This window comes from Roseivirga sp. (genome assembly GCF_034669765.1).
In the GTDB taxonomy this organism is placed as follows: domain Bacteria; phylum Bacteroidota; class Bacteroidia; order Cytophagales; family Cyclobacteriaceae; genus Roseivirga.
Genome location: NZ_JAXMOQ010000003.1, coordinates 546,023 through 571,627 on the forward strand (window position 1 = coordinate 546,023; position 25,605 = coordinate 571,627).

23 protein-coding genes and 2 tRNA genes are annotated in these 25,605 nt (G+C 39.6%); 6 read left to right on the top strand and 19 right to left on the bottom strand.

The window, feature by feature from the left end:
• Positions 1-86: 86 nt before the first annotated feature.
• The 5 genes from bioA to VOI17_RS08595 all read right to left on the bottom strand — a co-directional run bounded on the left by bioA (position 87) and on the right by VOI17_RS08595 (position 4,820).
• Positions 87-1,385 (bottom strand): adenosylmethionine--8-amino-7-oxononanoate transaminase, encoded by a 1,299-nt coding sequence (gene bioA / locus VOI17_RS08575; protein WP_323756832.1) that lies wholly within the window; start codon positions 1,383-1,385, stop codon positions 87-89.
• Positions 1,378-1,989 (bottom strand): dethiobiotin synthase, encoded by a 612-nt coding sequence (gene bioD, locus VOI17_RS08580; RefSeq protein WP_323756833.1) that lies wholly within the window; start codon positions 1,987-1,989, stop codon positions 1,378-1,380. Before bioD ends, bioA begins: the two co-directional genes overlap by 8 nt.
• Before the next feature lie 22 nt (positions 1,990-2,011).
• Complete coding sequence (locus VOI17_RS08585) at positions 2,012-4,081, bottom strand: ATP-binding protein (protein ID WP_323756834.1); 2,070 nt, start codon at positions 4,079-4,081, stop codon at positions 2,012-2,014.
• Between the two features lie 94 nt (positions 4,082-4,175).
• A complete protein-coding gene (locus tag VOI17_RS08590; protein ID WP_323756835.1) occupies positions 4,176-4,406 on the bottom strand; it encodes a hypothetical protein in 231 nt (76 codons plus the stop codon).
• Between the two features lie 9 nt (positions 4,407-4,415).
• Positions 4,416-4,820 (bottom strand): OsmC family protein, encoded by a 405-nt coding sequence (locus VOI17_RS08595; protein WP_323756836.1) that lies wholly within the window; start codon positions 4,818-4,820, stop codon positions 4,416-4,418.
• 106 nt (positions 4,821-4,926) lie between these two features.
• Here VOI17_RS08595 and VOI17_RS08600 point away from each other — a divergent pair, with 106 nt between their 5' ends.
• A complete protein-coding gene (locus VOI17_RS08600) occupies positions 4,927-5,946 on the top strand; it encodes a VWA domain-containing protein (RefSeq protein ID WP_323756837.1) in 1,020 nt (339 codons plus the stop codon).
• 458 nt (positions 5,947-6,404) lie between these two features.
• Here VOI17_RS08600 and VOI17_RS08605 read toward each other — a convergent pair whose 3' ends face one another.
• On the bottom strand, positions 6,405-7,322 hold the full coding sequence (locus VOI17_RS08605; RefSeq protein WP_323756838.1) for a TIGR01777 family oxidoreductase: 918 nt from the start codon (positions 7,320-7,322) through the stop codon (positions 6,405-6,407).
• A gap of 504 nt (positions 7,323-7,826) precedes the next feature.
• The gene (locus VOI17_RS08610) at positions 7,827-8,327 is read right to left on the bottom strand and encodes a transcriptional regulator (RefSeq protein ID WP_323756839.1); all 501 of its coding nucleotides are present in this window, start codon (positions 8,325-8,327) and stop codon (positions 7,827-7,829) included.
• A 153-nt stretch (positions 8,328-8,480) separates the two neighbouring features.
• Between VOI17_RS08610 and VOI17_RS08615 the strand changes: the two genes are divergently transcribed.
• Positions 8,481-9,056 (top strand): TMEM175 family protein, encoded by a 576-nt coding sequence (locus tag VOI17_RS08615; RefSeq protein ID WP_323756840.1) that lies wholly within the window; start codon positions 8,481-8,483, stop codon positions 9,054-9,056.
• 39 nt (positions 9,057-9,095) lie between these two features.
• Positions 9,096-9,629, top strand: a complete 534-nt coding sequence (locus tag VOI17_RS08620) for an NAD(P)H-dependent oxidoreductase (protein ID WP_323756841.1) — start codon at positions 9,096-9,098, stop codon at positions 9,627-9,629.
• Positions 9,630-9,640: 11 nt separating this feature from the next.
• Here the strand turns inward: VOI17_RS08620 and VOI17_RS08625 are convergent, their stop codons facing one another.
• The 8 genes from VOI17_RS08625 to VOI17_RS08660 all read right to left on the bottom strand — a co-directional run bounded on the left by VOI17_RS08625 (position 9,641) and on the right by VOI17_RS08660 (position 17,044).
• Positions 9,641-10,249: a DUF1684 domain-containing protein gene (locus VOI17_RS08625; protein ID WP_323756842.1), complete on the bottom strand. Its 609-nt coding sequence runs from the start codon at positions 10,247-10,249 to the stop codon at positions 9,641-9,643.
• A gap of 87 nt (positions 10,250-10,336) precedes the next feature.
• Positions 10,337-10,855, bottom strand: a complete 519-nt coding sequence (locus VOI17_RS08630) for a DUF4199 domain-containing protein (RefSeq protein ID WP_323756843.1) — start codon at positions 10,853-10,855, stop codon at positions 10,337-10,339.
• 125 nt (positions 10,856-10,980) lie between these two features.
• Complete coding sequence (locus VOI17_RS08635) at positions 10,981-11,412, bottom strand: response regulator transcription factor (RefSeq protein ID WP_323756844.1); 432 nt, start codon at positions 11,410-11,412, stop codon at positions 10,981-10,983.
• Between the two features lie 3 nt (positions 11,413-11,415).
• Complete coding sequence (locus VOI17_RS08640; protein WP_323756845.1) at positions 11,416-12,669, bottom strand: RNA polymerase sigma factor; 1,254 nt, start codon at positions 12,667-12,669, stop codon at positions 11,416-11,418.
• 74 nt (positions 12,670-12,743) lie between these two features.
• Positions 12,744-13,739: an adenosine kinase gene (locus VOI17_RS08645; protein WP_323756846.1), complete on the bottom strand. Its 996-nt coding sequence runs from the start codon at positions 13,737-13,739 to the stop codon at positions 12,744-12,746.
• Positions 13,740-13,748: 9 nt separating this feature from the next.
• Positions 13,749-14,918, bottom strand: coding sequence for a hypothetical protein (locus tag VOI17_RS08650; protein ID WP_323756847.1), 1,170 nt, complete (start codon positions 14,916-14,918; stop codon positions 13,749-13,751).
• 116 nt (positions 14,919-15,034) lie between these two features.
• Positions 15,035-15,913 carry a glycerophosphodiester phosphodiesterase family protein gene (locus tag VOI17_RS08655; protein WP_323756848.1) on the bottom strand — a complete coding sequence of 293 codons (879 nt, stop codon included), beginning with the start codon at positions 15,911-15,913 and terminating at the stop codon, positions 15,035-15,037.
• 108 nt (positions 15,914-16,021) lie between these two features.
• A complete protein-coding gene (locus tag VOI17_RS08660) occupies positions 16,022-17,044 on the bottom strand; it encodes an alkaline phosphatase D family protein (protein WP_323756849.1) in 1,023 nt (340 codons plus the stop codon).
• 107 nt (positions 17,045-17,151) lie between these two features.
• Here VOI17_RS08660 and VOI17_RS08665 point away from each other — a divergent pair, with 107 nt between their 5' ends.
• Complete coding sequence (locus VOI17_RS08665; RefSeq protein ID WP_323756850.1) at positions 17,152-19,368, top strand: M1 family metallopeptidase; 2,217 nt, start codon at positions 17,152-17,154, stop codon at positions 19,366-19,368.
• A 451-nt stretch (positions 19,369-19,819) separates the two neighbouring features.
• On the opposite strand, the gene VOI17_RS08670 is transcribed toward VOI17_RS08665, so the two are convergent.
• Positions 19,820-21,094 (bottom strand): MFS transporter, encoded by a 1,275-nt coding sequence (locus tag VOI17_RS08670; RefSeq protein ID WP_323756851.1) that lies wholly within the window; start codon positions 21,092-21,094, stop codon positions 19,820-19,822.
• A 26-nt stretch (positions 21,095-21,120) separates the two neighbouring features.
• A complete protein-coding gene (locus VOI17_RS08675) occupies positions 21,121-21,720 on the bottom strand; it encodes a TetR/AcrR family transcriptional regulator (protein WP_323756852.1) in 600 nt (199 codons plus the stop codon).
• Between the two features lie 215 nt (positions 21,721-21,935).
• Here VOI17_RS08675 and VOI17_RS08680 point away from each other — a divergent pair, with 215 nt between their 5' ends.
• Both VOI17_RS08680 and VOI17_RS08685 read left to right on the top strand, forming a co-directional pair.
• Complete coding sequence (locus VOI17_RS08680; RefSeq protein WP_323756853.1) at positions 21,936-22,268, top strand: PadR family transcriptional regulator; 333 nt, start codon at positions 21,936-21,938, stop codon at positions 22,266-22,268.
• Between the two features lie 3 nt (positions 22,269-22,271).
• A complete protein-coding gene (locus VOI17_RS08685; RefSeq protein WP_323756854.1) occupies positions 22,272-24,872 on the top strand; it encodes an FtsX-like permease family protein in 2,601 nt (866 codons plus the stop codon).
• A gap of 127 nt (positions 24,873-24,999) precedes the next feature.
• On the opposite strand, the gene VOI17_RS08690 is transcribed toward VOI17_RS08685, so the two are convergent.
• Positions 25,000-25,074 (bottom strand) — tRNA-Val (locus VOI17_RS08690).
• A gap of 134 nt (positions 25,075-25,208) precedes the next feature.
• Positions 25,209-25,295 (bottom strand) — tRNA-Val (locus tag VOI17_RS08695).
• Positions 25,296-25,605: the final 310 nt, after the last annotated feature.

A 25,605-nucleotide genomic window follows, 5' to 3' on the forward strand; every position in this document is an offset into this window, starting at 1 on the left:
AAAGGATAAATTTACTTGTTCACTTATCTGAAACCTAGTACTTACCTCCTTTTAAAACTCTTTTTCATCAGCACTCATGAGGCTTACTAAGATGTAATTTTCTCTGGTTTTGGTGGATGATTTAAGAAATCTAATATGGTTTGATACACATAATCTAAATCTTCCTCACTAATTACATAGGGAGGAATCAAATAGAGTACATTCCCTAATGGACGTAGTAAAACACCTTTGCTAATAAAATATGGGTAGAGGTAATGGCGCGCCTCGTTGAAATAAGAAGTATCCTTTTCAGTATTCATTTCAAAGGCTAGGATTGTACCGAGGACTCTCGCATTTCTCACCATAGAATGACTTTCTATTATTTTCATGAATGAAAGGTGACTATGGTTTAGTCTCAATCTATTCTCTTCACTTTCTTTGGTAAGCAACAAATCTAATGAAGCATTTGCGGCTGCACATGTCATTGGATTGGCAGTAAATGAGTGTCCGTGAAAGAAGGTTTTCATCAAGTCATTTGAACGATAAGCAGCTTGAATTTTTTCCGTGCATGTGGTGACCCCCATGGCAATAGCACCCCCCGTCAGTCCTTTTGATAAACAGAATATATCTGGTTTATTGGTGAGCCAATCCGAAGCAAACAGCTTTCCCGTTCTTCCAAAGCCTGTCATCACTTCATCTGCAATGCAGATCACTTCAAAACGATGTGCCAAAGCAATCATCTTATCGAGTAAAACTTTGCTGTACACGCGCATTCCTGATGCACCTTGAATAATAGGCTCAAAAATAAAGGCAGCAACATCGTCCTTTTCAACTAGGGCCTTGAACTGCTTATAAACAGCTTCCTCTTGACCTTCTTCAGGAAAATCAATAAAATCAACATCGAACAAATAAGGATCGAATGGCTCGGTAAATGGCCCTCTCTCCCCTACCGACATTGCGCCAAAAGTGTCGCCATGGTATGCGCCATCGATGGCTATAATTTTTCTTTTATCGATTCCTTGATTATAGAAATACTGAAAAGCCATTTTGATTGCTACTTCCGTAGCCGTACTTCCATTATCGGAGTAAAATACTTTCGATTGATTCTCTGGCAATATTTCTAATAAACGCTCTGCCAATCGAATGGCAGGTTCGTGGGTAAAACCAGCGAAGATTACGTGTTCCAATTTTGTGGCTTGATCGGTAATGGCTTTGGCTATGTGCGGATGACTATGTCCATGTAAGTTCACCCACCAAGAGGATATGGCATCAATTATTTTTGCTCCGCCACTGGTATATAAATTGACTCCTTCTGCCCGCTCTATCATTAGTGGGCTTTCCATTCCCCTTAGAGGAGTAAATGGATGCCAGATTGACTCGTTATCTCTTTTTATCCAATCACTCATACCAACTCAACATCAATTCGTCTGCCCAATACTTCACTATCTCTTTATTGATCAAACTTAGCTTTGGCAATCTTAGCAATACTTTGTAGCCAGATTTCTGCTCGATAATGCTTTCACTTTCAAAATTAGATTCTCCATTAAAAACCATTCCCAACACAGGGATTTCATTTCTTTTTAAATAGTCTACGGTCAGTAAAGTATGATTAATACAGCCGAGATAGAGATTCACTACCAAAATAACCGGGGCTGATAATTCTCGGGCGATGTCAATCACATAGTTATCTTGATTAATCGGCACCAAAACACCACCAGCACCTTCAATTACAATATCATTAGTAGTTTCTGGAAGCACAAAGTCGTCCAGTTCTATAGCTAAATGTTCAAATTTTGCAGCAGCATGAGGAGAAGCCGGAATTCTGAAGATGTGCGTTTCGGGATGGAATCGTGTAATCTCATTGCTTACCAATTCTTTAACTGTAGTGGTATCCAATGGTGTTCCTGCTTGGACAGGCTTCCAATAATCGGCTTTCAATGCTTCGGTTAAAATCGCAGAAACCAAGGTTTTTCCACTGTCGGTACCTATGGCAGTAACAAAATAATTCATGGCGTAAAGCTATGAACGAAACTCAAGACACAAAAGGAAAACGCCTTTGCCCTACTTCAATAAGTTTATTTCTTAAGGCATCGAGTTTAATGGGTTTTATCAAGTAATCGTCCATTCCATTTTCGATTGCATTTTTAACATCCTCATCAAATGCACTGGCTGAAATGCCGATAATATATGGAGAAGAATTGAGGTTAAGTTCACGGATTTTCCTAGTGGCTTCAATACCATCCATTGCTGGCATTTGAACATCCATTAAAATTACGTCATACGAATTATCCAGCATTTGAGATAAGGCTTCTAGTCCTGTTTTGGCTAAATCAGGGATATAGCCCATACGCTCTAAAATTAGGCAAATAAGCTTACTATTAATCTTATTATCTTCTGCCAAAAGAATTTTTAAAGGGTATTTTCCTGAAAGGACATCTCCCAATTTATCCACTTCATAACGACTTGACCCAATCGATATTTCTCTTTCGTGCTCTGTCATTTCACCAATAGCTAGCCTCATGAATACATTAAAAGTGAATAGAGAGCCTTTCCCTAATTCGCTTTGAACCGAAACCTTACCGTTATACAATTTCAATAGGTTTTTGACAATCGCCAATCCTAAACCACTCCCCCCAAACCTCCTCGAGTTAGATGATTCTACTTGGGTGAATTCTTTAAAGAGGTTTTTAATTTCCTCTTTCGCCACTCCTATGCCTGTATCTTGAATTTTGAACTCTATATTGGCTGTATCGCCTTTTAATTCAATCATAGAAACTCTAACTGACACAAAACCTCTCTCAGTAAACTTAACTGCATTGGAGAGTAAATTGACCAGTATTTGTCCAAGCCTATTTCTATCAGCATAGAAAAACTCAGGCACATTTTCATTAATATTCAAATTCAACCCTACCTTCTTACCCTTGGCTTCATAGGCTACAAGATTTAAAGACTCCTCCACAATCCTCTTCAAACCAAACACCGATTCTTCTAACATCACTTTTCCCGATTCAATTCTTGAATAGTCAAGAATATCATTGATGATTCGAAGTAATGTTTCTCCACTTACTTTTATGGTTTCTACATAATCACGTTGTTCTGCGTTAAGCAATGTTTCATTTAAGAGATTCGTCATTCCTATTACTCCATTCATCGGAGTTCTGATCTCATGACTCATGGTAGCCAAAAAGGTGCTCTTGGCCTGATTTGCGCTTTCCGCGGCTTCCTTGGCCAGTTTCAAGCCCTCTTCCAATTGCTTTTGAGCTGATATATCACGCATCATCAAAAGGATTCTATCATCGGTAAGTTTAATAAACCTTCCTTCGCAAACATGCTGCTTTTTGTTCAGTACCAGTTTAAATTCAACAGTTTGCATCACTTCAGTATGGTGTGCCTTTTCTAAACTTTCAGTCATAAGTGAGACAATATCTTGTGGGAAAACATTTACTATATTCTCTCCCAATTGCTTTTCGACAGAAAGCTGTGTGGTTATCTCATTCTTCGCATGATAGTTCAGAAGGAACCCTCTTTTATCAAAAGTAAACATCGTGTCAGGAATCGCATCCAAGATCAAGATCTGTTCTTTTTCAAACTTCTTTATTTCTAATTCTGCATTGTAAATACCTGTAATGTTTTTCGCGATTCCTGTTACGGTAACCAACTTGCCTTGATCATTAAAAATGGGTTTATGAAACACTTCCAGCATATGTGGAAGCCCTCTAGCATCATTAACTTCTACAAAATAAGGAGGAACAGAATCATACTTTCCAGAAAGAAATCCATCGATTCTTTCTCGCGCTTTTCGATTAATAGGGTTGTCAGAATAGCTTGAACTATAGTGAGCAAGTCTTACATTCGGGTTTCTCCCCATTACCCTGACCACGTTCATTGATGAATAGTTCACTATCCCCTTTGTGTCGAATTTAAATAGGAAGTCAGACGTGTGCTCTAGAAAAAAATCTAAGTGGAACTGATTCTCTTCATACTTCTCTTTTAATTCATTAAACTCCTTTTGTAAGTGAGACTTACTTTTATATGTTTGGAATAGAAAATAGGCTAAGACAAATGATAAGATTACGGCTAAAGAGAGTAGAAAATAAATCATGTTACGTCTAGCAAAAGCAGATGTTAAAGAACAACAATAATAAAAATACGCAACTACTTACGCATTCAAACCCAAAAATTAATCGTCTTTCAATCTAAGGAATAGCTTTACGAAGGGATTTAGCCATTTCGTCAAAACGTTGAATGGCTTCAGTAATAAAGCTATCGTTCAGTATTTCGTCAAGCTCCTCTTCTAGCACATCAAGCTCGCTCACCTTAAAAGTTTGTTCAAAACCACCGTTTTCCAACTTTATCAGGAATTTTCCATTCCAGGAAAAAACAGTGATTTTGCACTCACTATTCGGTATTTCTTTTACAATTCTCATTGGCGATGCTTAGGCTCTATTAACGATAAATTTATGATCTACCTCAGCGCTTAAAGTACCAGCCACTGAACAGTATTTTGTGGCCGCTAAATGCCCCATTTTTTCAAACTCTGCTTCAGCAACATCTGGCGAATCCACTGTAAAAGTGAGTGTAATATGAGTAAAGCCTCTTGGGTGTTCATCTCTACGGGTTCCGTCAGCTACTACAGTGAGTCCATTCACCGTTTTCTTACGTTTTTTCAACATTTGAACCAAGTCAACAGAAGCGCAAGCAGCCAAACTAGAAAGCAACAATTGTGTAGGAGACATGTGCTTTTTCTTCTCGGCAGAATACATGTCAATGTCTAAAACATTGCCTTCTTCATTAACCGACTGAAATTCATAATCATCCTTGAACGTAGTAGTAACTCTCATATTGCATGGTTTTATTATTGTTCGAAATTAAATCATTTATACGGTTAACCACACAATATTGGCATAAGTTTCATGGTTGTGTGAGAAGTACCAACCTAGAGATAACATGACTCAAATACGTATTACCGCAAGCTTAATGGCTGCATTTTTATTTATGATCATACAAAGTTGTGGTGGAAACAGCGACACCACCCCACAACTACAAGTTACTATTGAAAACCAATTCACCAACCTTCCCTCTAATGTCTCTGTATTTTTTAAAGTACAGGATGGCGCAGGAAAAGGAAAGGCTGGTTTAAAAGAAGCCGATTTTAATATTTACGAAAACGGAAGTCTAATTTCAGAGTTTGAGGCGGTACGAAAAATACAGCCCAACGAGCAAGTTTTGGACTACAATATTATGCTCTTACTCGATTTAAGTGGCAGTATTTTAAGTAGTCAGAACTTGGCTCCATTAAAATCAGCGGCCAAAAGCTTTATTGATGAAGTGGTCCCCTCTGAAGGGGAGGCATCATCTGGAGCAGTAAAAGTAGAAATATGGTGGTTTGATGGTTCTCAAAACATTAAGCAGTTGCAGCCCATTACCTCCAATACCACTACCTTGAAAAATGCCATAGACAATATTAACGCCTCTATGAGCTCAGACAATTCCACCAACCTTTATGGTGCGGTGATACAAAGTGTTGGAATTGCAACACAGCGACTCAGTCAGTCTCAAGAACTGGATAAATTTGGTTCGAACTCGGTAGTGATTTTTACTGATGGAACTGATCAAGCCAACCGGTCAACCAAAGGACAGGCATTAGAAGCCGTGAGAAAAGCAGATCCTTCCATTTCCTTCTACACCATTGGCCTTGGAGGCGAAATTGACGAGCCAGTATTGAAAGAGATAGGAAAAACGAGCTTTGTTTCTGCCATAAACATTGGCGAGTTGCTGGACAAATTTAAAGAAATTGGGGACTTGATTAACAGCAAAGCCAACAGCTACTATCTATTGGAGTACTGCTCTCCCAAACGTTCTGGAAGTAACCAACTCACCATTGAGGTGGTGCAGGGTAATTTAAAAGGAAGTGCCAAAACTATTTTTGACGCCTCAGATTTCAACGGTAGTTGTAACATACAGTAACGAGTATTCTAAAAATCTTATCAAGCGTTCTACAATTTCAGTATTGGAGAACGCTTTTTTATTGCGGAAGCCCCTTACTTAATTCGAATCGATATAACCGGAACACAAAGTAGAATTGAAAAATAGCGATAGGCCAAGGCACTACAAAAAACCAAATTTGTATTACAAAATTTTCATATTCATAGAACCTAAATAATATATATAGCCCAACAAAATAAGCGAAGACAAGCCACCAATAGGTTCTTATAAAGTCTTGAAACCAAATAGGAAAGGGTTTAAGGCTAGTAACATAGTGTAAACCTGATGTCAACTGCATAAACCCCAAGGGCAATTGTAAAAGCATTAGATACAGTAAACCCTCGTGATCAGAGTAAAACAAAAATAATGACGCATTATAAATTGCCAAAACACCTATAATGATTGAGATTGAAAAATATACTTTATACTGTCCCATAGCCTTAATTTTCTTTGCTGCTGAATAAGTTATCAAATGCCTGACTCAAGTCGGGGTAATTAAAAGTAAACCTCTCCTCTTCCAATCTCTTCGACTTCACATACCTACCATAAATCGCTAACTCAGGGTCAGTTTTAAAGACATATTTGGCTCCGAATTTTATCATAAACAATGGCAATGAAAACGCAATAAATGACCTCATTGCTCCTCTCAGCTCTTTCATAAACTCTTGATTTGATACTGGGTTTGGAGCACTGGCTATGTAAAAGCCATCATATTTATCATTGGTAATAGCCTCGTAAATCAGGTTATTCAAATCAGACTCGTGGATCCAACTCATCCCCTGCTTTCCACTACCCACTTTACCTCCTAAACCAAGGTTTACGATTCTTTTTAAACTCGACAATGCACCTCCGTTTCGCCCAATTACAAAGCTTGTTCGTAACCTGACACCTCTAGTGTTTTCAGGCAAGGCGGCTAAAAATATTTTCTCCCAAGCCTTCCCAACAAATGGTGCTAATCCATAACCAGTAGAAGAACCTTCATCGCAAACTTGAGCAACAGAATCACCATAGATGTGAGCTGTGGACATTTGAACCCAAACTTTTGGAGGGTTCTTTACCGATTTTAATGCTTCTCCAATCACTTTTGTAGAATCTACCCTGGACCTCAATATTTCGTCACAATGGTCAGGCGTTTTGATGCAATCGACAGACCTGCCAGCTAGATTCACTATAGCAATAGCTCCTTCTAAAACTTCACACCAATCACCAAGAGTAACACCATCCCATTGCGCGAACTCAAAGTCCAAATTAGGTTTGTGGCGAGCTACCAAAATTGGCTGATAACCTTTCTCTTTTAAGAATTTAGCCAAGCTAATTCCTAAAAAACCCGTTCCTCCTGTAATTACGATCCTTTTCATAGTGCTCTGTTTAATATTAAAAACCATTGCCCGCTGTATTTTGAAGATTGTCCAAGTCTCTTTCTAGGTTTGAGAGAGCTTTGTGATTTTATATTTTTCATACTTTCAATATTTTATGAAAGTTAATAATCAATTTTTTTTACGCTCTGAAAATGTACCAATTCATATTAACCAATTGAGCCATGCCTATTAAAATGCCTATTACAATGATGTAAACAAAATCATCTAGCCAAATAGGTACAAAGAAAGCTATTATATAGATTAAGGTCGTAACCCAATAAATCCGCATATTCCTTTTAAACCACTTAGGTCTAAGCTCCCATTTTAAGGAAAGATAAACAGAGTAGGCAACCATCATAATGCTAAAGCCTGTCAAAAACATTAGTCCAAGAATAGAATTAATCAGACCGCTATTATCTGACTCCACAAAATAACTATCAATTAACAGCCCCAACATAAACAGGAACGTCACGTCAAGTATTATAACTATGAAACCCGAAACTCTCATTTTATCATTTTCATCAAAACCTGAAAGAACCAGTTTTTATCTGAGCGGATAAACTTGTCCAGTACCCCATCCACTTGCTTGGTAAAACCTTCTAAGTCTTTGGTCACTGTTTTGAAATGGGCAACTTCAGCCGTATCTCCTTCTACTTGCTGCATTTCTTCTAGTACACGCATCACAGGTTCAATCTCACGCCTCCTACGTTCTCTTGATACTTGGCGTGCTAGCTCTAGCACATCCTTGCCTGTAGTGAAATACTCTTTACGTTCACCCGGCTTGTAGGCTTTAGATACAATACCCCAATCCATCAAGGCCCTGATGTTCATATTTGCATTCCCCCTAGAAATCTGAAGCTGTTCCATAACCTCTTCTGTAGAAAGCGCTTCTTCAGAAATTAATAGCAAGGCATGAATTTGGCCCATGGCTTTGTTTATTCCCCAAGCAGAACCTAAAGTGCCCCAAGCTTGAATAAATTTCTCTTTCCCTTCATCGTAATGCATGTTCAAATGTAATACAATTTATTTAACTTTCAATAATTATTGAAAGTTAAATAATGAAAATTATCTCTTTGAACATAAAACGAAATACTGGACAAGTTAAACTAAGCGTGTATATTGTTCTACTGAACATAAAGCAGAAAACCATAATCAACTATGACCACCAACCGACTTGAAGCCTTTAGCGATGGCGTAATGGCCATTATTATCACCATTTTTGTATTGGAAATGGAAGTGCCAGAAGGCGCTGATTTAGAAAGTTTACAACACGTGCTTCCCACATTTTTAACCTATGTACTCAGCTTTGTTTATATCGGTATTTACTGGAACAACCACCATCATTTATGGCAAGCCGTTGAAAAGGTAAGCGGCAAAGTGCTTTGGGCAAACCTCCACTTATTGTTTTGGCTATCATTACTCCCATTCGCTACGGGCTGGATGGGACAAAATCATTTTACTGAAATTCCAGTAGCGCTTTATGGCGTTGTTTTGCTGATGGCGAGTGTAGCCTGGTACATTTTAGGTCAAAAAGTGGTCAAAAATGAGGGTATTGAATCTAAAGTGGGCAAGGCCTATCAAAAGGACCGTAAAACTAAATTGTCGATCCTTATTTATACTGTTGCTGTGGCCATTGCATTTTTTCAACCGATAGTAAGTTGTGCCATGTACATTTTACTTGCTGCTGCTTGGTTTATTCCCGATAGAAGGATAGAAAAAGCACTAGAAAATTGAAATTTCGAACAAACCTTACCCTTTAGAGCTTTAAATAGTATGAAGAAAATAGTCGCATTTGCAGGCAGTAACAGCAGCACATCCATCAACAAACAATTGGTAGAATTTGCACTTACCTATTTCGAAGGTTTTGAAATCCGGTTATTGGACCTCAATGATTTTGAAATGCCTATGTTTTCGGTAGACCGAGAAAAAGAAAAGGGACATCCTGACGCGGCTTATAGGTTCAGAGAAGCAATGGAACAAGCCGATGCTATTATTTGCTCTTTGGCAGAACACAACAGAAACTATACAGCAGTTTTTAAAAATACCATCGATTGGTGCAGCAGAATAGATATCAATATCTTTGGAGATAAGCCCACCTTATTAATGAGCACTTCTCCTGGTGGCTATGGCGCTGGAAATGCCATGAACTCAGGTAAAATCATTTTACCTCGTTGTGGTGCAGAAATCATTGAGACTTTTTCGCTTCCATCCTTCGAACAAAATTTTTCTGAAGGAAAGGTCACAAACGAGGCCTTGAGAACTGAATTGGAAGAGAAGATTTCCACTTTTAAAAACAAACTCCATTAGTCTAAAGTAAATTAGTACCCCTTCACCCCTGCCTCTATAGCAATGGGTAAATGATTTGGCTCGGGCACCATTGGGCATTCATACTTATCGCTATAAGCACAATATGGGTTGTATAGTTTATTGAAGTCGATGACCCACGCTGTTCCTTCTGGAACACCCTCATAGTGCAAATAACGCCCCGCGCCATAAGTATCCTCCCCTGTAGTTGCATCCACCAAGGGTAAAAACACATAGGTCTTTTGGCCAGGGATAGCGAAGCTTTGGATTCGGAGATAAGCCTCCAAAGTATACGGTTTACCCTTTAATTCGAAATGAAGGATACCGATTCGCTTATACAGCTGACTTGTTCCTTTACTAGTATTGAGGGGGAATGGCTTTGAATCAGGAGTAGGCTCAAACTTCGCATTAACGCGATAAGCTTCATCTATATCAAAGAAATCGTGCCCTTTAAATTCCTTTTGCTCATTAGCGGTCAAAGGGGATTTATCGGGATTCAAAAACTCTTCGTTTAACTCCTTTTGGTAGGCTTGAATTTCCTTGATATAACTCGCACTTTGAGCATTTAAACCTACAAACGGAAACAGGCCGAAAAGAAGAACAGACAGCAGTAAGAAACGCATAAAACTTAGGTTTTAATCAATACTGCCTGTTCAAAATTGATACCAGCGCAGTGATGTGCTAAGGTAAACAAACATTCATAATTACGATTACACCGCTATTACTTGTTTGCGTTGAAGTATAAGTGACGAAATCACACTCATAATAAAACCAATCAGAAATACGGTGGCGAACATCAATATTGTTCCTCCTAATACACTAAACATAAAGCCATTGCTTTCCATCATGGCAGCAAACTTGGCTTCAAATTCGGGAGTTCCCAACTCCAGACCTTCAGCATAAGCGAAGTACTGCTCATTGAAGTCGGGCATAATGAAAGTTACAAAAACCACATTGTAAATAGCAAAGGCAATCCCAGCCAGGACAGAAATGAGAGAGCCAATTTTCAGCCCCAAACCAAAGCTCAGCATCCCATTATTGATTTGATCTCGGTAATGACGCATGGCGAAATAAACGGTGGTCATGGCCACTATCATGGAAGTGTAACCCACAATTTCGCCCATGGCAAAACTATCCATCCCAAAGCCGATGATCAGCCCCGAAAGCAAAGGCACTCCTACCACAATTAGACTGGCAATAACTCCGTAACGAACTACAATATTTTTCATGGTTTTCATTTTTAGTACGTTCAAATCAAGCTCAGAATGGCCAGAACCTATTCATACTTTAGTACCAAAATACACATTCCTACTTTAGTACTAAGTTAGAACATGGAACTAAACAGCCTAAAAAGTTAAGGTATAATACGCCACTCATTCGCTCTAATTACGGCCTGCGTTCTGCGTTTTACATCGAGCTTTACAAAGAGGTTGGAAATGTGAGTTTTGATGGTGCTTTCTGATACAAAAAGCTTTTCTCCAATTTCTTGATTAGACAAACCTTCTGAAATCAACTGCAACACTTCCAATTCTCTGGGACTAATACCAAGGCTAAGTATTCTTTCTTCATCAATAACCGAGGAAGGTTTCACTTCCACTACCTTCTCTTTTCTGACTGCCTTGCCTAAATAAACACCTAAAGCAATAAGGATAATCGCGGCTATTCCAATGACAAAATCAGCCGAAATTGAAGGAATGAAGAGGGAAGCGTTTGTTAACTGAAATAAAATAAGCAGCGCAAGAATAATTAAGCCAAACCGCAACACTGTTTTTAATAATGGGGACATGGGTTAAGCAGATTTAGCGGTTTTCCAATTGAGCAACTTGGCTTCCAAGAATCTCTTTTCTGCAATATTCTGTGCTTGACCTATGGCCTTTTTTAGATGAATACGAGCATTATCAAAATCTCCCGCTTCAGCATACAGTTCAGCTTTCAAGGCTTGGAAAGATTGTACTTCAGAAGATTCACCTTCAATTTCAGCCATGGCTTCTAATGCTTTTTTAGCGCCAAGGACTTTACTCATTACAAATACCCGGCTCATTTTCACAACGGGAGATGGTTTCAGTTTTATTAAGCCATCATACAACTTGAAAATCACTTTCCAATTGGTCTTTTCATAGCTAGCGGCCACAGTATAATAGCTGGCAATGGCGGCTTCTAGCTGATATACAGAAGTGTTTTCAGTTTTGCTTGATTCATGCATAAACTTCCAGCCCCATTGAATATAATCCTCTCTGTACAGACTTCGGTCTTGGTGTTCCAAAGTGATCAAGGCACCATTCTCTCCAGTTCTTGCGGGGAAACGTGCTGCCTTAAACAGCATCATGGCAATTAAGGCATTCAGTTCGCTAGTGTGGCAATCTTTAGCATTGGTAAGGATAAAAGCCAATCGAATGGCTTCTTCACAAAGTTCGTGACGAATCAATTCATCTCCTTCTGTGGCCTTATAACCTTCATTAAACAAAAGGTAAATCACTTGAAGGACGGCACCCAGTCTTTCATTAATCGCTTCTCCTTCTGGAACCGAAAGTTCTCCTACTTCTGTCTTGAATTTTTGTTTTGCTCTGGTAATGGCTTTTTTAGACGCATCCTCTTTCTTTAAAAGTGCCCTAGCAATTTCCTTTACACTGAGTCCGCAAAGTAATTTCAGGCTCAGCATCAATTGTTCTTGAATTTTCATTGAAGGGTGGCAGCAGGCGAAAATCATTCTCAGCTGACCATCGACCAATTCTCCTTCTTCCAATTGAAAGTCTGAAGTATTTTCATCTGCACTTTGTTGAGCCTCGTATGCCACCGACTTATTTTGTCTTCTCAATTGATCAATCAACTGATTGTTGGCCACCCGATACAACCATGCTGAAGGATTCTCTGGCATGGGCTGAAAACTCCAGAGTTTCGCTGCTTTAAGCAAAGACTCCTGAACAGCATCTTCGATTTGATCAATCAAATCTGATGAATACCGATTCGTAAAAAGCGATACCATTTTGGTATACTCTTGCCGGAAAAGGTGATCGAGAGTATTGTTAATTTCGGGCTTTGACATTGATGCAAAATAACGAAAAAAGCCATCCGTCAGGCGACAGATGGCTTCTTGTTCAATCTATTTATATTGAAGAATTACTTTAGATGTCTCAAAATTTCGTGTACCTCTGGTGTTTTCAACCTTGGTCCATATTGGCTCACAATTTTTGAACTGGCTAAACTGGCTAATTTACCAGCTTCGGCATAAGACATACCATTAGTAATGCCGTACAAGAACGCTCCAGCGTACATATCTCCAGCGCCATTGGTATCAATTGCCTTTACGTCATAGGCTTCGATATCGATAAAAGTATCACCATCGAAAATCATGGCTCCGTTCTTACCCTGAGTAATCACAAATCTCCTAGCATCCTTCTTCATGGCCTGCCGTGCTTCCTCCAAGTTATCCTTTCCTGTATAGGTTTTAGCCTCTTCTTCGTTGCAGAAAATCAAATCTACAGAAGCACCAATAACTTCTGTAAACTGTGCTTTGAAAAAATTCGCAATCGCAGGATCTGAAAGCGTAATTGAAGTTTTCACACCATAATCTTCGGCAATTTTCTTGCCTTTCATCATCGCCTCCACTCCATTTGGAGAAGTAGTCAAATAACCTTCTAAGTAGATATACTGTGAATCTTTAATGGCATTCTCATCCAATTCCTTTACCGAGAAATTTGAAGTAGCACCTAAGAAAGTGTTCATGGTTCTGTCGGCATCTGGTGTAATCATCACCAAACATTTACCTGTAATTCCTTCTTCCCTTTCTTGCTTGTCGAGGTTGGTTTCTACACCCGCTTCACGCATATCTTTCATATAGAAATCGCCAAATTCATCGTTAGCCACCTTACATGAATAGAAAGACTTTCCTCCAAACTGACTGATAGCAATCATAGAATTGGCCGCAGAACCACCCGACTTGCGAACTGTATCCGTCTGCATCATCGAGTTGATTAATCTGAACTGAGTTTCTTCATCCACTAAGGTCATTAAGCCTTTTTCAACCTTATGTTCGGTCAAAAATTGTTCGTCAATTTTGAACTCAAGATCAACCAAGGCATTTCCAATACCATATACATCGTACTTCTTTTTCATATGCTATTATTAAATAAAGGATGCTCTTTTAAACTCCTTTGTTTCGTCAAATAATTTCCGGTATGTAATGTGTGTTTTTGCGATTTCGGCACCGATTTGCTCAGCCACCCGCATCATTTTAGGGTTGAAATCACCAATCCAGTTCATTTCCATGTTTTCGTATTGAAAGCCCTTTTTCCAAGCAAGGGTTTTCACAAATGAAACGACTAAACCTCCTTCAACTCCTTTTCTCTGATGTGTTGGCACAACGCCAAACACGATCCCCAAAGCCTTTTTACATACACCTGTTTTGAGCATATACATGAATTTAATCTTCGACCATAAATTCCATTGTCCATTCAGGTGTTTATATAGCTGATTCAACTCTGGAATTGAAATGAAAAAAGCGACTGGCTCTCCTTTGTAAAAGGCAAACCAAACAATTTTAACATCGGTAATTGGTTTGAGTTGTTTGAAGATGTTGTGTGCCTGCGCTTCGGTCATAGATTTCACTCCATTATGACCCGTCCAAGCCTCATTATAAACCTTCAAAAAGTATTTATGGGCAACTTTAAATTCATCCTTCCTGATATGTCTAAACTCATAATCAGGGTTATCTAAGCTACTTTGAGCTTTTGCATAAAAGCGATTGTCTAGCTCTACTTGACTTCCCACAGGGCGCTCGTAAGTGAATTGTTTAAAGTATTCTTTAAAGCCATAAGCTTCAAAGAGGTCTTTGTAATAGAGAAAGTTATAAGGCATTTGATAGTTCGGTTCTGAAAACCCATCAATCAACAGTCCCCACCAATTGTTTCGGTCACCAAAGTTGATTGGCCCGTCCATAGCTTCCATACCACGCTCTTCAAGCCATTCTTTTCCTGCATCAAATAGCATAAATGCCGCGGCTTGATTATCAATGCACTCAAAAAAGCCAATCCCGCCAGTAGGTTGTTCTTGTGCAGCAGCTACTTTTTTGATGATAAAGGCCGCAACCCTGCCAATCACCTCGCCCTTATCATTCTTTAGAATCCAACGAATGGCCTCGCCATTTCTATAGTTCTTGTTTTTGATTGGATCGAAAACCGCCTTAATATCCTTATCAAGGGGTCTTATCCAGTTTTCTTCATTCCTATAAAGCCTTACTGGCAATTGGATGAATTCTTTTTCAGAATGGCTATCGGTAACTTCGAATATCTGCATGTACGAATTGGGCAGCCCAAAAATAAATAGATATACCCAACATCAAAATGTTATCCGCAGGCTTTTGAAAAGAATGTGATTGAAGGTAATTTTTTGTACCTAAAAATTAACACAAGTTATTTTTTAAGTCCCTTTGCTAAATTAGGGTAGTCAGTAATGACACCATCCACTCCATCGACCACCAATCGTTCCATGTCTTTGCGGTCATTCACGGTCCAAGGAATCACTTTCATTCCCTTTTCATGAATCAAATCAATGTCCTTTTTCACTAGGAGGACATAGTAAGGGCTATAAACTTCTGGGGTAAAACCCAAAGCTTCCAAATTGGCATTCACGCCTTTGTCGTTTTCTACCAAAGCCACCAAGCGTACATTTGGGTTAGATTTATGCAAATGCTTGAGCACATTAAAATCAAATGACTGAATGGTGAATCGATCATTGGTAAGCCTTTCTCTAATGATTGCTAAGACTAACTTTGAAAACTCGTCCACTTCCGGTTGACTCACATTGTATTCACTCTCTACGCTCTTGATTTCAATATTGTAACCCACCTTTGGAAGGTTGTTTTCTTTCAAGTGATCTTCTACCAATGAAATTAGATCCGCCAATAATGGCTTTACCGTTTCTGTTTTTTCCTGTTCAGGAAAACGGGCGTTACCTCTCGATCCGCAATCATAGCCCACCACCTCTGCATAGTCCATCTGATAAATATTCAGTTCTTGCTCTTCTTCCTTTGTGACAGGTTCGCCATTGGGCTTGCTACAAATTCCAGAGAGCATATATGGGTCATGTGAAACCACCACTTGTTTGTCTTTTGTAATCACTACATCCAGCTCCAAAGTAGTTACTCCTTCCTCTAAAGCCTTCATAAAAGCAGGAATTGAGTTTTCAGGCATTAAACCTCTAGCGCCTCTATGTCCTTGCACATCGAGTGGTTCTTGGACTTTGGTACAACTTAAGGAAAGACAAAAAAGAAGGAATACGGAAGTTTTCATAAGTACAATTTGAATCAAATTACGCAAAGGAAATTTAAAAAGGGATTTCGTAACTGATTAAGGTTGTAAAACAAACCGCTTTTCGATCAAAAGCGGTTTGTTTAATATTTATTTACCCCAATCTACTTTATGAGAATCGATCAGAACATTTGCTAACCCTCTCATTTCAAAGGTCACTTGAGGTTCAGTCTCAGACCAATCGATCTTAATCAGACCAAAGCTTTTTACATCTACTAATTTACTCACCCTAAACCCATTGGGCTCAGAAGTATTTCCTTCAGAGCTATGTGTCAAACCACTTGAAGTGAAATCGTAGAAAGCACCATAGCCAGGAATCACTGTTTTTGATATTTCAGAAATATGACGGTCTCCGCTTAAGTAGAAAGCATTTTTTGGCTGTGTAGTGGCGATCAAGTTCATTAATCTTTGTTTCGCTTTTGGGAAGTTATTCCACTTTTCGTAAGGATGTTCTTCTGGTAACAACTGTACTCCTCCAGCCAAAATATGAATATCAGCATCACTATTGGTCAGCTCATTTTCAAGCCACTTCCATTGGGCTTCACCCAAAACATCTCCTTCCAAATTTGGCACATACTTTCTGTCCACACGCTTCAACTCATCTCTGAAATAACGTGCATCTAACAGCAGTATCTTTACCTTTTTGCCGTCCACGCCATATTCATAGGATTGGTAACCGCCCTCCCTCTTCCAAGCCGGATTATTGCGTTCAACATCTAAAAACTCAAACATTAAGTCCCGGCTTTCTTCTCGCTTTACAAACTCTTTACCGCCATCATTCACACCATAATCATGATCGTCCCAAATGCCGATGATATCCATTTGCTTCATCATCTTCTGATAATCAGCATTCGACTTTTGTACTTGATACTTTTCTGCCATGAGTGCCATATCTTGGGTATCACCATAGATATTATCACCTAACCAAATCCATAGGTCTGGGTTGTTTTTTAACACTTCTGGCCATAAATACTGCGGTGCTTCTTGGCGACTGCAAGAACCGATAGCAATGGTAGTCAGTACTTTATCTCGGCTAGCCTCTTGAGCGAAACCATTGATGGTCAAGAACAAAGCAATTGCTGTGAATTTTACGATTGTCAGTTTAGTTTTCATATTGTAAAACTTCATTTTTTACTTAGCTGAAAGTGAAAATCATTATTAATAAATTGTTACAATTGAATCACAAATCGTTAATTTTCGAAGCATAAAATCTTTAACCCATGAGAAAGACAATTCTATTATTGATGTGCCTCTTTCCGCTCATGATCTTTGCCCAACAAAACTGGGGAGCAAAATTCGAACAGCTAGGCACAACCCTCCCAACACCAAACGAATACAGAACGGGATCGGGAGAACCTGGGCCAGCCTACTGGCAGCAAAAAGCAGATTACAAAATCGCAGTAACACTAGACGACAAGAACCAGAAAGTTTCTGGTTCTGAAACGGTAACCTACACCAACAATTCACCTTCTACCCTAAAGTACATTTGGGTTCAGTTGGACCAAAACGTAAGAAAAGCCGATAACACTGGTTCGCTCACCAACGGTTTCGGACAACTGAGAGACAATACTTCTAGCTTAGCGACCAGCAGAGCGGCATCCATGATTGATGCGGGTTTTGATGGTGGTTTCAAACTAGAAAAAGTGACAGACACCAAGGGTAAGCCATTGACCTATTTGATCAATGATACCATGATGAAAATCACCTTACCAGCCCCTTTAAAAACTGGCGAATCTTTCAGTTTCAATACTGCGTGGTGGTACAATGTGAATGATAGAGCTCAGCTTGGCGGGCGTTCTGGCTACGAGCATTTTGTAGAAGATGACAACTATTTGTACACCATAGCCCAGTTCTATCCGAGAATGGCCGTGTATGACGATGTCAACGGATGGCAGCACAAGCAATTCTTAGGTTCAGGAGAATTTGCCCTTACTTTTGGCGATTTCGAGGTATCTATCACAGTTCCTTCTGACCACATTGTAGCGGCTACGGGTACTTTACAAAATCCTTCAGATGTATTGACCAAAACAGAATTACAGCGTTTTGAGCAAGCCAAAAAGAGTTTTGATAAACCAGTGATCATTACCACTCAAAAGGAAGCAGAAGCCAAAGAAAAGAAAAGAGCATCGACTCAATCCACTTGGACTTTCAAAGCGGAGAACGTAAGAGATTTTGCTTTTGCCAGCTCTAGAAAATTTATTTGGGATGCACAGGCGGTTAAACTAAAAAACAATACGCCTTTGGCCATGTCTTATTATCCAAAAGAAGGCAACCCGCTCTGGGAAAAAGAATCAACTAAGGCAGTGGTAAACACCTTGATTTCTTACTCCAACATGTCTATCGACTACCCTTACCCAAAAGCCATTTCGGTACATGCTGCTAGTATTGGTATGGAATACCCTATGATCTGCTTCAACTTTGGTCGTCCGCGCCCTGATGGAACTTACGATGACTTTATTACTACCAACATAGTTTCTGTAATTGTTCACGAAGTAGGACACAACTTCTTCCCGATGATTGTGAATTCAGACGAAAGACAATGGGCTTGGATGGATGAAGGTTTGAATTCATTCTTAGAATATAGAACCATGCACGAGTACTATGATTACTTGCCATACACCTCAAATTCACCTGCTGCTATTGTACCTTATATGAAAGGTAGCAAGGATTTTATGCGTCCTATCATGACCAACCCAGAGCAATCATTACAATTAGGGCCAGAAGCTTATTCAAAGCCATCGGCTGCTTTGGTTGTGTTAAGAGAAACTGTAATGGGACCAGAATTATTCGATGCCGCTTTCAAGGAGTATTCAGAACGTTGGGCATTTAAACACCCAAAACCAGCTGACTTCTTCCGCACCATGGAAGACGCCTCAGGCGTTGATTTAGACTGGTTCTGGAAAGGATGGTTCTATTCTACCGACAATGTGGAAGTAGATGTAAGCGATGTGAAATGGTTTAAAATCAAAGGTGAAAACCAACAAATTGAAAAAACAGTGAATGCGCAAGCTGGAACCCTTGGTAACGAGCAAAATGCCGACAATCCATTCTACGCAAGCCCTCAAGAAATTGAGTTGACCGACAGTCGTGTAAGAGGTGAATACAGAAGTGAAATCCCGAACGATGCCATCAGAAAACGATTGGCAGGCAAAAACCTTTATCAAGTAACTTTCAAAAATACTGGAGGTTTAATTACTCCATTATTAATTGAGTGGACTTATAAAGATGGCACTAAGGAAATCGAGAAAATTCCTGCTGAAATTTGGAGACTTAGCGAAAGCCAAGTGACTCATATTTTTGCCAAAGACAAGGAAGTCGCCAGTATGGTGTTTGACCCCAACAAGGAATTGGCGGATGTGAATACAGAAAACAATGCCTTCCCAAGAAGTGAAACCAAAAGTGCTTTTGATAAGGCCAAAGAAAAAGGAGGAAACTAGTTTTCCTGCTCAGAACAGCAAACCGAACCCCGAAGCCCCTGGCTTTGGGGTTTTCTTTTTTATGCTAAAAAGGTATTTCTACCAAAAAACAAGCAGATTCCCCTTTCGTAAAAGCGGTATAACCTTTTGAACCCACCACCAGTATAGGAAAGCGGTTACTTTTTAATAGCATTTTGGAAGAGAAAACATTTGAACTGAAGGCACAACCCGCATACAAAATAGCCGTGCCTCTATTTTTACTTACAGCCCTCTGTTACTTTATCCCAATTGGGTATTTCTACTTTAGCTGCTGCGAGACCGACAGCACCTTTATTTGGTTTGGTGGATTCTATTTAGCGCTCGGCCTTATTTATTTGGTCAGAAAGTACACTCATAATTAGTCCCGTTAAAACCTGACCATGATCCTTCCCTTTCCCAGAAAATTCATGCTTTTTTTGAAACTCTTTTTCCTCTAACCCTCTGTAATAGGAACCTCAACCAACCCTGGCTCTGATTTTAAAGCATCAGGTGCTTCCTGCTTATCAAATATCATTTTATTAATGAAATAGACAAGTATAATGGTAATCAGAATGGTTCCTGTAACCACCACCCCCAAAAGCGGATAATGTAAAAGCTTCCCATCTTCACCTTGCACCACAATTACCCCTGCCAAGGCCGCTGCAAAGCCTCCCGAGATCTGCATCACAGAAGAGTTGATCCCCATAAAGGCCCCTCGGTCTTTCGGCTCTGGAATGGCAGTCAGCAAAGCCTGAGACGAAATCATTCTTAGGCTTATGCCCAAGAACAAAACCACGTTGATCGCGATTACCATCCAAAGTGGTGTGACATCAAGGTTGGTATATAATAAAATAAGCCCGGCTGCCAACAATGAACCAATGGTGAACATTCTAAACTTACCATACTTGTCGCTCAATTTACCTGACAACGGCCCAGAAATCATAGTGAAAATACCAGTCACCAAATACACCATAGGTAACAAATCAATAGAAATACCAAGATTATTCACCGCGAAAGCGGCACCAAAAGGCATTAACATAAAACCGCCAGTGGCCAACAAAGTAGTGGCAGAGAAGCCTCTCAGGTAGCGTCTTTTGCTCAGCGTTTTGGCCATGTGCACAAAAGCATTTTGCTTAGTTTGCAGTTTCAGGTGGTCATTCACAGGCTTCATCTTGACCATGATGATGATACCAACTACTACACTCAGCCCTACAATTAAGAAGAAGGGAGAATGCCAACCCAAATGGTTCGCTAGGTAGAGCCCAATAGGAATTCCCAAAATTTGACTGGCCGCAAAAGCCATCTGAACAAAGCCCATTACCCTGCCTCTCTTTTCCAACACAAAGAGATCTGTTATGATGGCATAAACAATAGACCCAATTACGCCACCAAAAATCCCGGTAACAATTCTTGCTATCAGTAAGAAATGGTAATTAGGGGCTAAACCGCAAAACAGGGTTCCTAAAATAAACCCTGAATAGAAAAAGACAAGCAGCTTCTTTCGATCGAAGCGATCGGCAAAACCAGCCGCTAGAAAACCCGCTGCTCCGGCACTAAAGGCGTAAGCTGAAACCACCATTCCAAATTGCTGTGTAGTGATAGATAGTTCATCTAATAAAATGGCGCTCAATGGCGATAACACCATAAAGTCGAGAATAACCGTAAACTGCGAAAAAGCCAAAATGGCAATAATCAGTTTTTGGTAAGAGGTAAATGTTTGTGTTTTCAAAAGTTCAAATAATTTGACGTTGTTGTTTATTGAATTGTTGGTTTTAGACCTTTGAGCACGATTGAAAGCGCCAAATGAATACTCTGGGCATCGAGTACGTATGGGCTTCCCGTAATTCCCTTTTTATTAATATGAAATTTGACGAGCTGATATAATGGAGCAAACGAAATGGCCCAAAAAACCTCGATTGGGAGCGGCACCAACTCCTTATTATCAATGGCTTTATGAACAAATTGGGACATCAATTTTGAAAAATTTGACTTGACCTGGGAACCAATTTCATGATGATAAGGAGAGTGTTTTAACTGCTCCATAAAGTTCATCTGATCAGGGTTCTCTAAGAAATAATAGGCCCTATTCATCCATTGAACTCGCATACCCTCTTCAAAAGACATACTTGCGTCAAAGCCCTTTAGCGTAGCATCGAACATTTTTAGCTCTTCTTCCAAACCTGTCTGAATAATCAGGTCATCTCTGTCGTTGAAATAGATATAGATAGTGGCAGGAGAAACCCCTGCAGCCTTGGCCAGCTTGTGCATGCTTAGGCCATCAAAGCCGTGCTTCACAATCATCTCAATGGCTTTCCTCTTAATGACCCTCTCTTTATCCGCGTCCCTTGGTCTCATTTCAGTAGAATAATAAAACGCAAACTTAAATGAACGAACGTTCACTTACTAATGTCGGCCTAATTTTTTATGATATTATCTGGCGAAATTAGACCAAGTTTTCTTGATCACTGTTGATAGACGCAATCTCCTAATCTATATTCCTTACATTTATATATTTAATTATCTTAGAGACTTTATTTTACTTACATTCATATAAATAATAACACAGATACATGAAAGGTACTTTTTTAGGCGAATTTGAAGAAGTGGTATTATTATCCACCTGTGTATTAAATGAAAATGCTTACGCCAATTTGGTGAAAGACGAAGTAGAAAAACACACAGAGCGAAACATCAACCTCAGCGCTATTCACTCCTCATTATACAGGCTGGAAAAGAAAGGCTTTTTATCATCGGAGCTGGGTGAAGCAAGTAAAAAAAGAGGCGGCAAACGCAAGCGCTTATTCAAACCTACCCCTTATGGGCTTCAGGCAGTTCAGCAAATCAAGGAAATACGTGAGGCGCTCTGGAACAACATGCCTCAAACGCTTTTCCAAAATTCCTGAGCTATGCAGCAGCCACCTAAGCTACCCTTGAAAATCCTTCGATTCTTCTGTGCTGAACATCGATTAGAAGAAATTGAAGGTGATTTATTCGAGGAATTCCAAGACCAAGTTCAATCCTATGGTTACAGAAAAGCTCGAAGATTATACTACTGGACTGTCATCCGGTCTTTTCGAAGTTACCTTTTCGACTACCAAAGCAATCCCACTCACCCTTTAAGCTTTATTACCATGATAAGACATTATTTCAAAACAGCATTTAGGGGTATGTATAAGCATAAGAGCTTTACGGCTATCAATCTTTTTGGTTTGAGCATAGGGTTGGCAAGTAGTCTTATGCTTTTCCTGGTAGTCATTGAGCAATTGCGGAAAGACTATGACCTCCCAGATAAGGATCAAATCTTTAGGGTAGAATCCAATTCAGGATTGAGACCATCCGAGGGATACAAAGACAGAACCCCTGCCGCAGTTGGCCCTTTTCTCAAGCAGTCATTCCCTCAAGTGGAGGAATGCACTGTTCTCAATAAAATAAAATGGGATGTGACTATCATAAATGGAGATGAAAGTGATTACGTCACTGAGGATTTCTTAATTGCCGATAGTACTTTCTTCAATATTTTTCCACAAACATTCATTATTGGAAGTGCTAAAACGGCCCTCAATGACCCCAAAAACATAGTATTAACTGAATCGGCTGCTTTTAAATACTTCGGAAGCGACAGTCCAATAGGGCAAGAAATTCGAACCATTAATAACAGAAGAACCCGGTTTATAGTCAGCGCCATTATCAAGGATCCACCACCACATGCCAGTATTCAGTTTAATATTATGATCGCTCAGGATATTCAATTTGACATTACTTCCCCAGGTTATGACATGACTCATGTTTACCTCAAGCTGGCAAAAAACGCGTCCATTGCTGAGTTTGAAAAAAGAGCAAACCGAGAAATCTCGACCGTTGTCACGGGAAACCTAATGAAGTCTATTCAGTATAGATTAAGGTCGTTTGAGGAAGTTAAATACGATTTAGAAATTCCGAGCGATCTTATAGAACCAACAGACAAAAGGTTATACATCATCTTTACCACTATCGCTTTGGCTATTCTTCTCTTGGCCATCATCAACTATATTAATCTATCAACTATAAGAGCACTCAAACGTGGCCATGAGGCTGGTATAAGAAAGATCATTGGTGCGGGCAAAGGAAGCTTCATGATTCAATTTCTCACTGAATCTTGGCTGATTTCTTTTGCAGCTTTACCGATAGCTATTTTAATGGTTGAGTCTTTTATGCCTTACTTTGAGAGGGCACTAAATACATCACTGAGCTTTAATTACCTGACCAACCCAACCTTCATTCTGATTGTTTTTGGAATAGTATTTATAGTGGGGTTGATTGCAGGGCTATATCCAGCGCTACTCGTATCTCGCTTCAAATTCACCGAATTCATCAAAGGAAACCTTACGAGCAGTAATAAGGGACAAACCATACGTAGGGTTTTAGTAATATTTCAGTTTGCCATCTCTATTGTCTTGGTGGTTGGGGCAGTGGTTATACAACGACAGCTGAAAATGTTTCAAAATCAAAAACTTACTTACAACCCTGAACAGGTGATAGTACTTGACAAAGGGTTCAGTTCTAACTTCGATTTGATTAGAACCGACCTAGAAAACCTGCCTTCAGTATTAACTTCTTCCATTACCTCAAGCCCTCCCGCTGGCGACAGTTATAGATTCAATACCGACAATATGAAATTAGGCGAGCTAGTCTATGGTCATGACATTGATCATCACTATGTGGAGCTATTAAACTTAGAGTTCGTAAGGGGTGAAAATTTCGACCCAGAAAAAACATCTAACTTCTCTCCCAGTGTATTGATCAATGAGACTATGGCCAAGCTATTGGAAACGGTTAACCCTAAACAGTCCCCAAACCCTCTAGAAGAAAAGTATGCATTCCTATATGAGCAGGCCAAAATCCAAGGAGTTGTAAAGGATTTTCATCTACAGTCTTTACATGAAAAAATCAAACCAATGGTTCTTTTCTACGAGTCGTTCAATGGCCGGAATGGTGCCTATACTCTAATCAAAATCAATACAACCAATATCGAGGGAACACTGGAATCTATTGAGAAAATATGGGACACACATATTCCTGACAATCCCTTCAGATATCAATTTCTAGACACACTATTCGACCACCTATACACCACTGAAATGCGTCTGGGCAAAATCTTTCAGCTGTTTACTGCCATTGCTCTGATTGTTTCTTGCCTAGGTCTTTTTGGCTTAGTCAGTTTCATAGTACAATCAAAGGTACGGGAGATTGCGATACGCAAAGTTTTTGGCGCCAAAGTCGTTCAGATTGTTTCATTGTTCCTAAAAGAAATTTGTTGGCTTATCGTGATTGCTAGCTTGATTGGCCTGCCCATCGCCTACTGGACCATGAACCTATGGCTGGAGGACTTTGCCTACCATACAAATATCCCGACATCGCTGATTATAACCACCTTTTTAGCCATGATATTGGTTGCCTGTATCACTGTCTTCACTAATACATTTAAAACCGCCAAACAGAACCCAGTAGATGCATTAAGGAGCGAGTAAGGATTAGCGCAATAATTAAACAAAAAAACAGTCACTCTTTCGAATGACTGTTTTTTTGTTTCAAGTGGGACATACTGCCCCGAAACTTTGGGGCGAACGATGACCATTTAAATTAGTCACATTTAAGTGGGACATACTGGATTCGAACCAGTGACCTCTGCCCTGTCAAGGCAGCGCTCTAAACCAACTGAGCTAATACCCCAAGGGTGTGCAATATTAATAAAAAGATTCATTTAATCGGAGATTGTAGCCATTAGAAAAATCGACAATCACTTTTCTTGAGATTCAAAACACTCATCTGCATTTCGGAGGTTCTCGATCTAAAAATACGTTTTGTGGGAAATACTGCCCCGAAGCTTCGGGGCGAACCAGTGACCTCTGCCCTGTCAAGGCAGCGCTCTAAACCAACTGAGCTAATACCCCAAGGGTCTGCAATATTAATAAAAAGATTCATTTAATCAGAGATTGAAGGCATTAGAAAAATCGACAATCACTTTTCTTGAGATTCAAAACACTCATCTGCATTTTGGAGGTTCTCGATCTAAAAATACGTTTTGTGGGAAATACTGCCCCGAAGCTTCGGGCGAACCAGTGACCTCTGCCCTGTTGTATCGTCCTGAAATAGGTTGACTATAATCTTATGGAAAAGTCAACTAAAAACAGGATTCTCAAGAAGCCAGATTATTACTCAGAAGAGTTCAAATGGCAGGTTGTACAAGATGTATTATCAGGT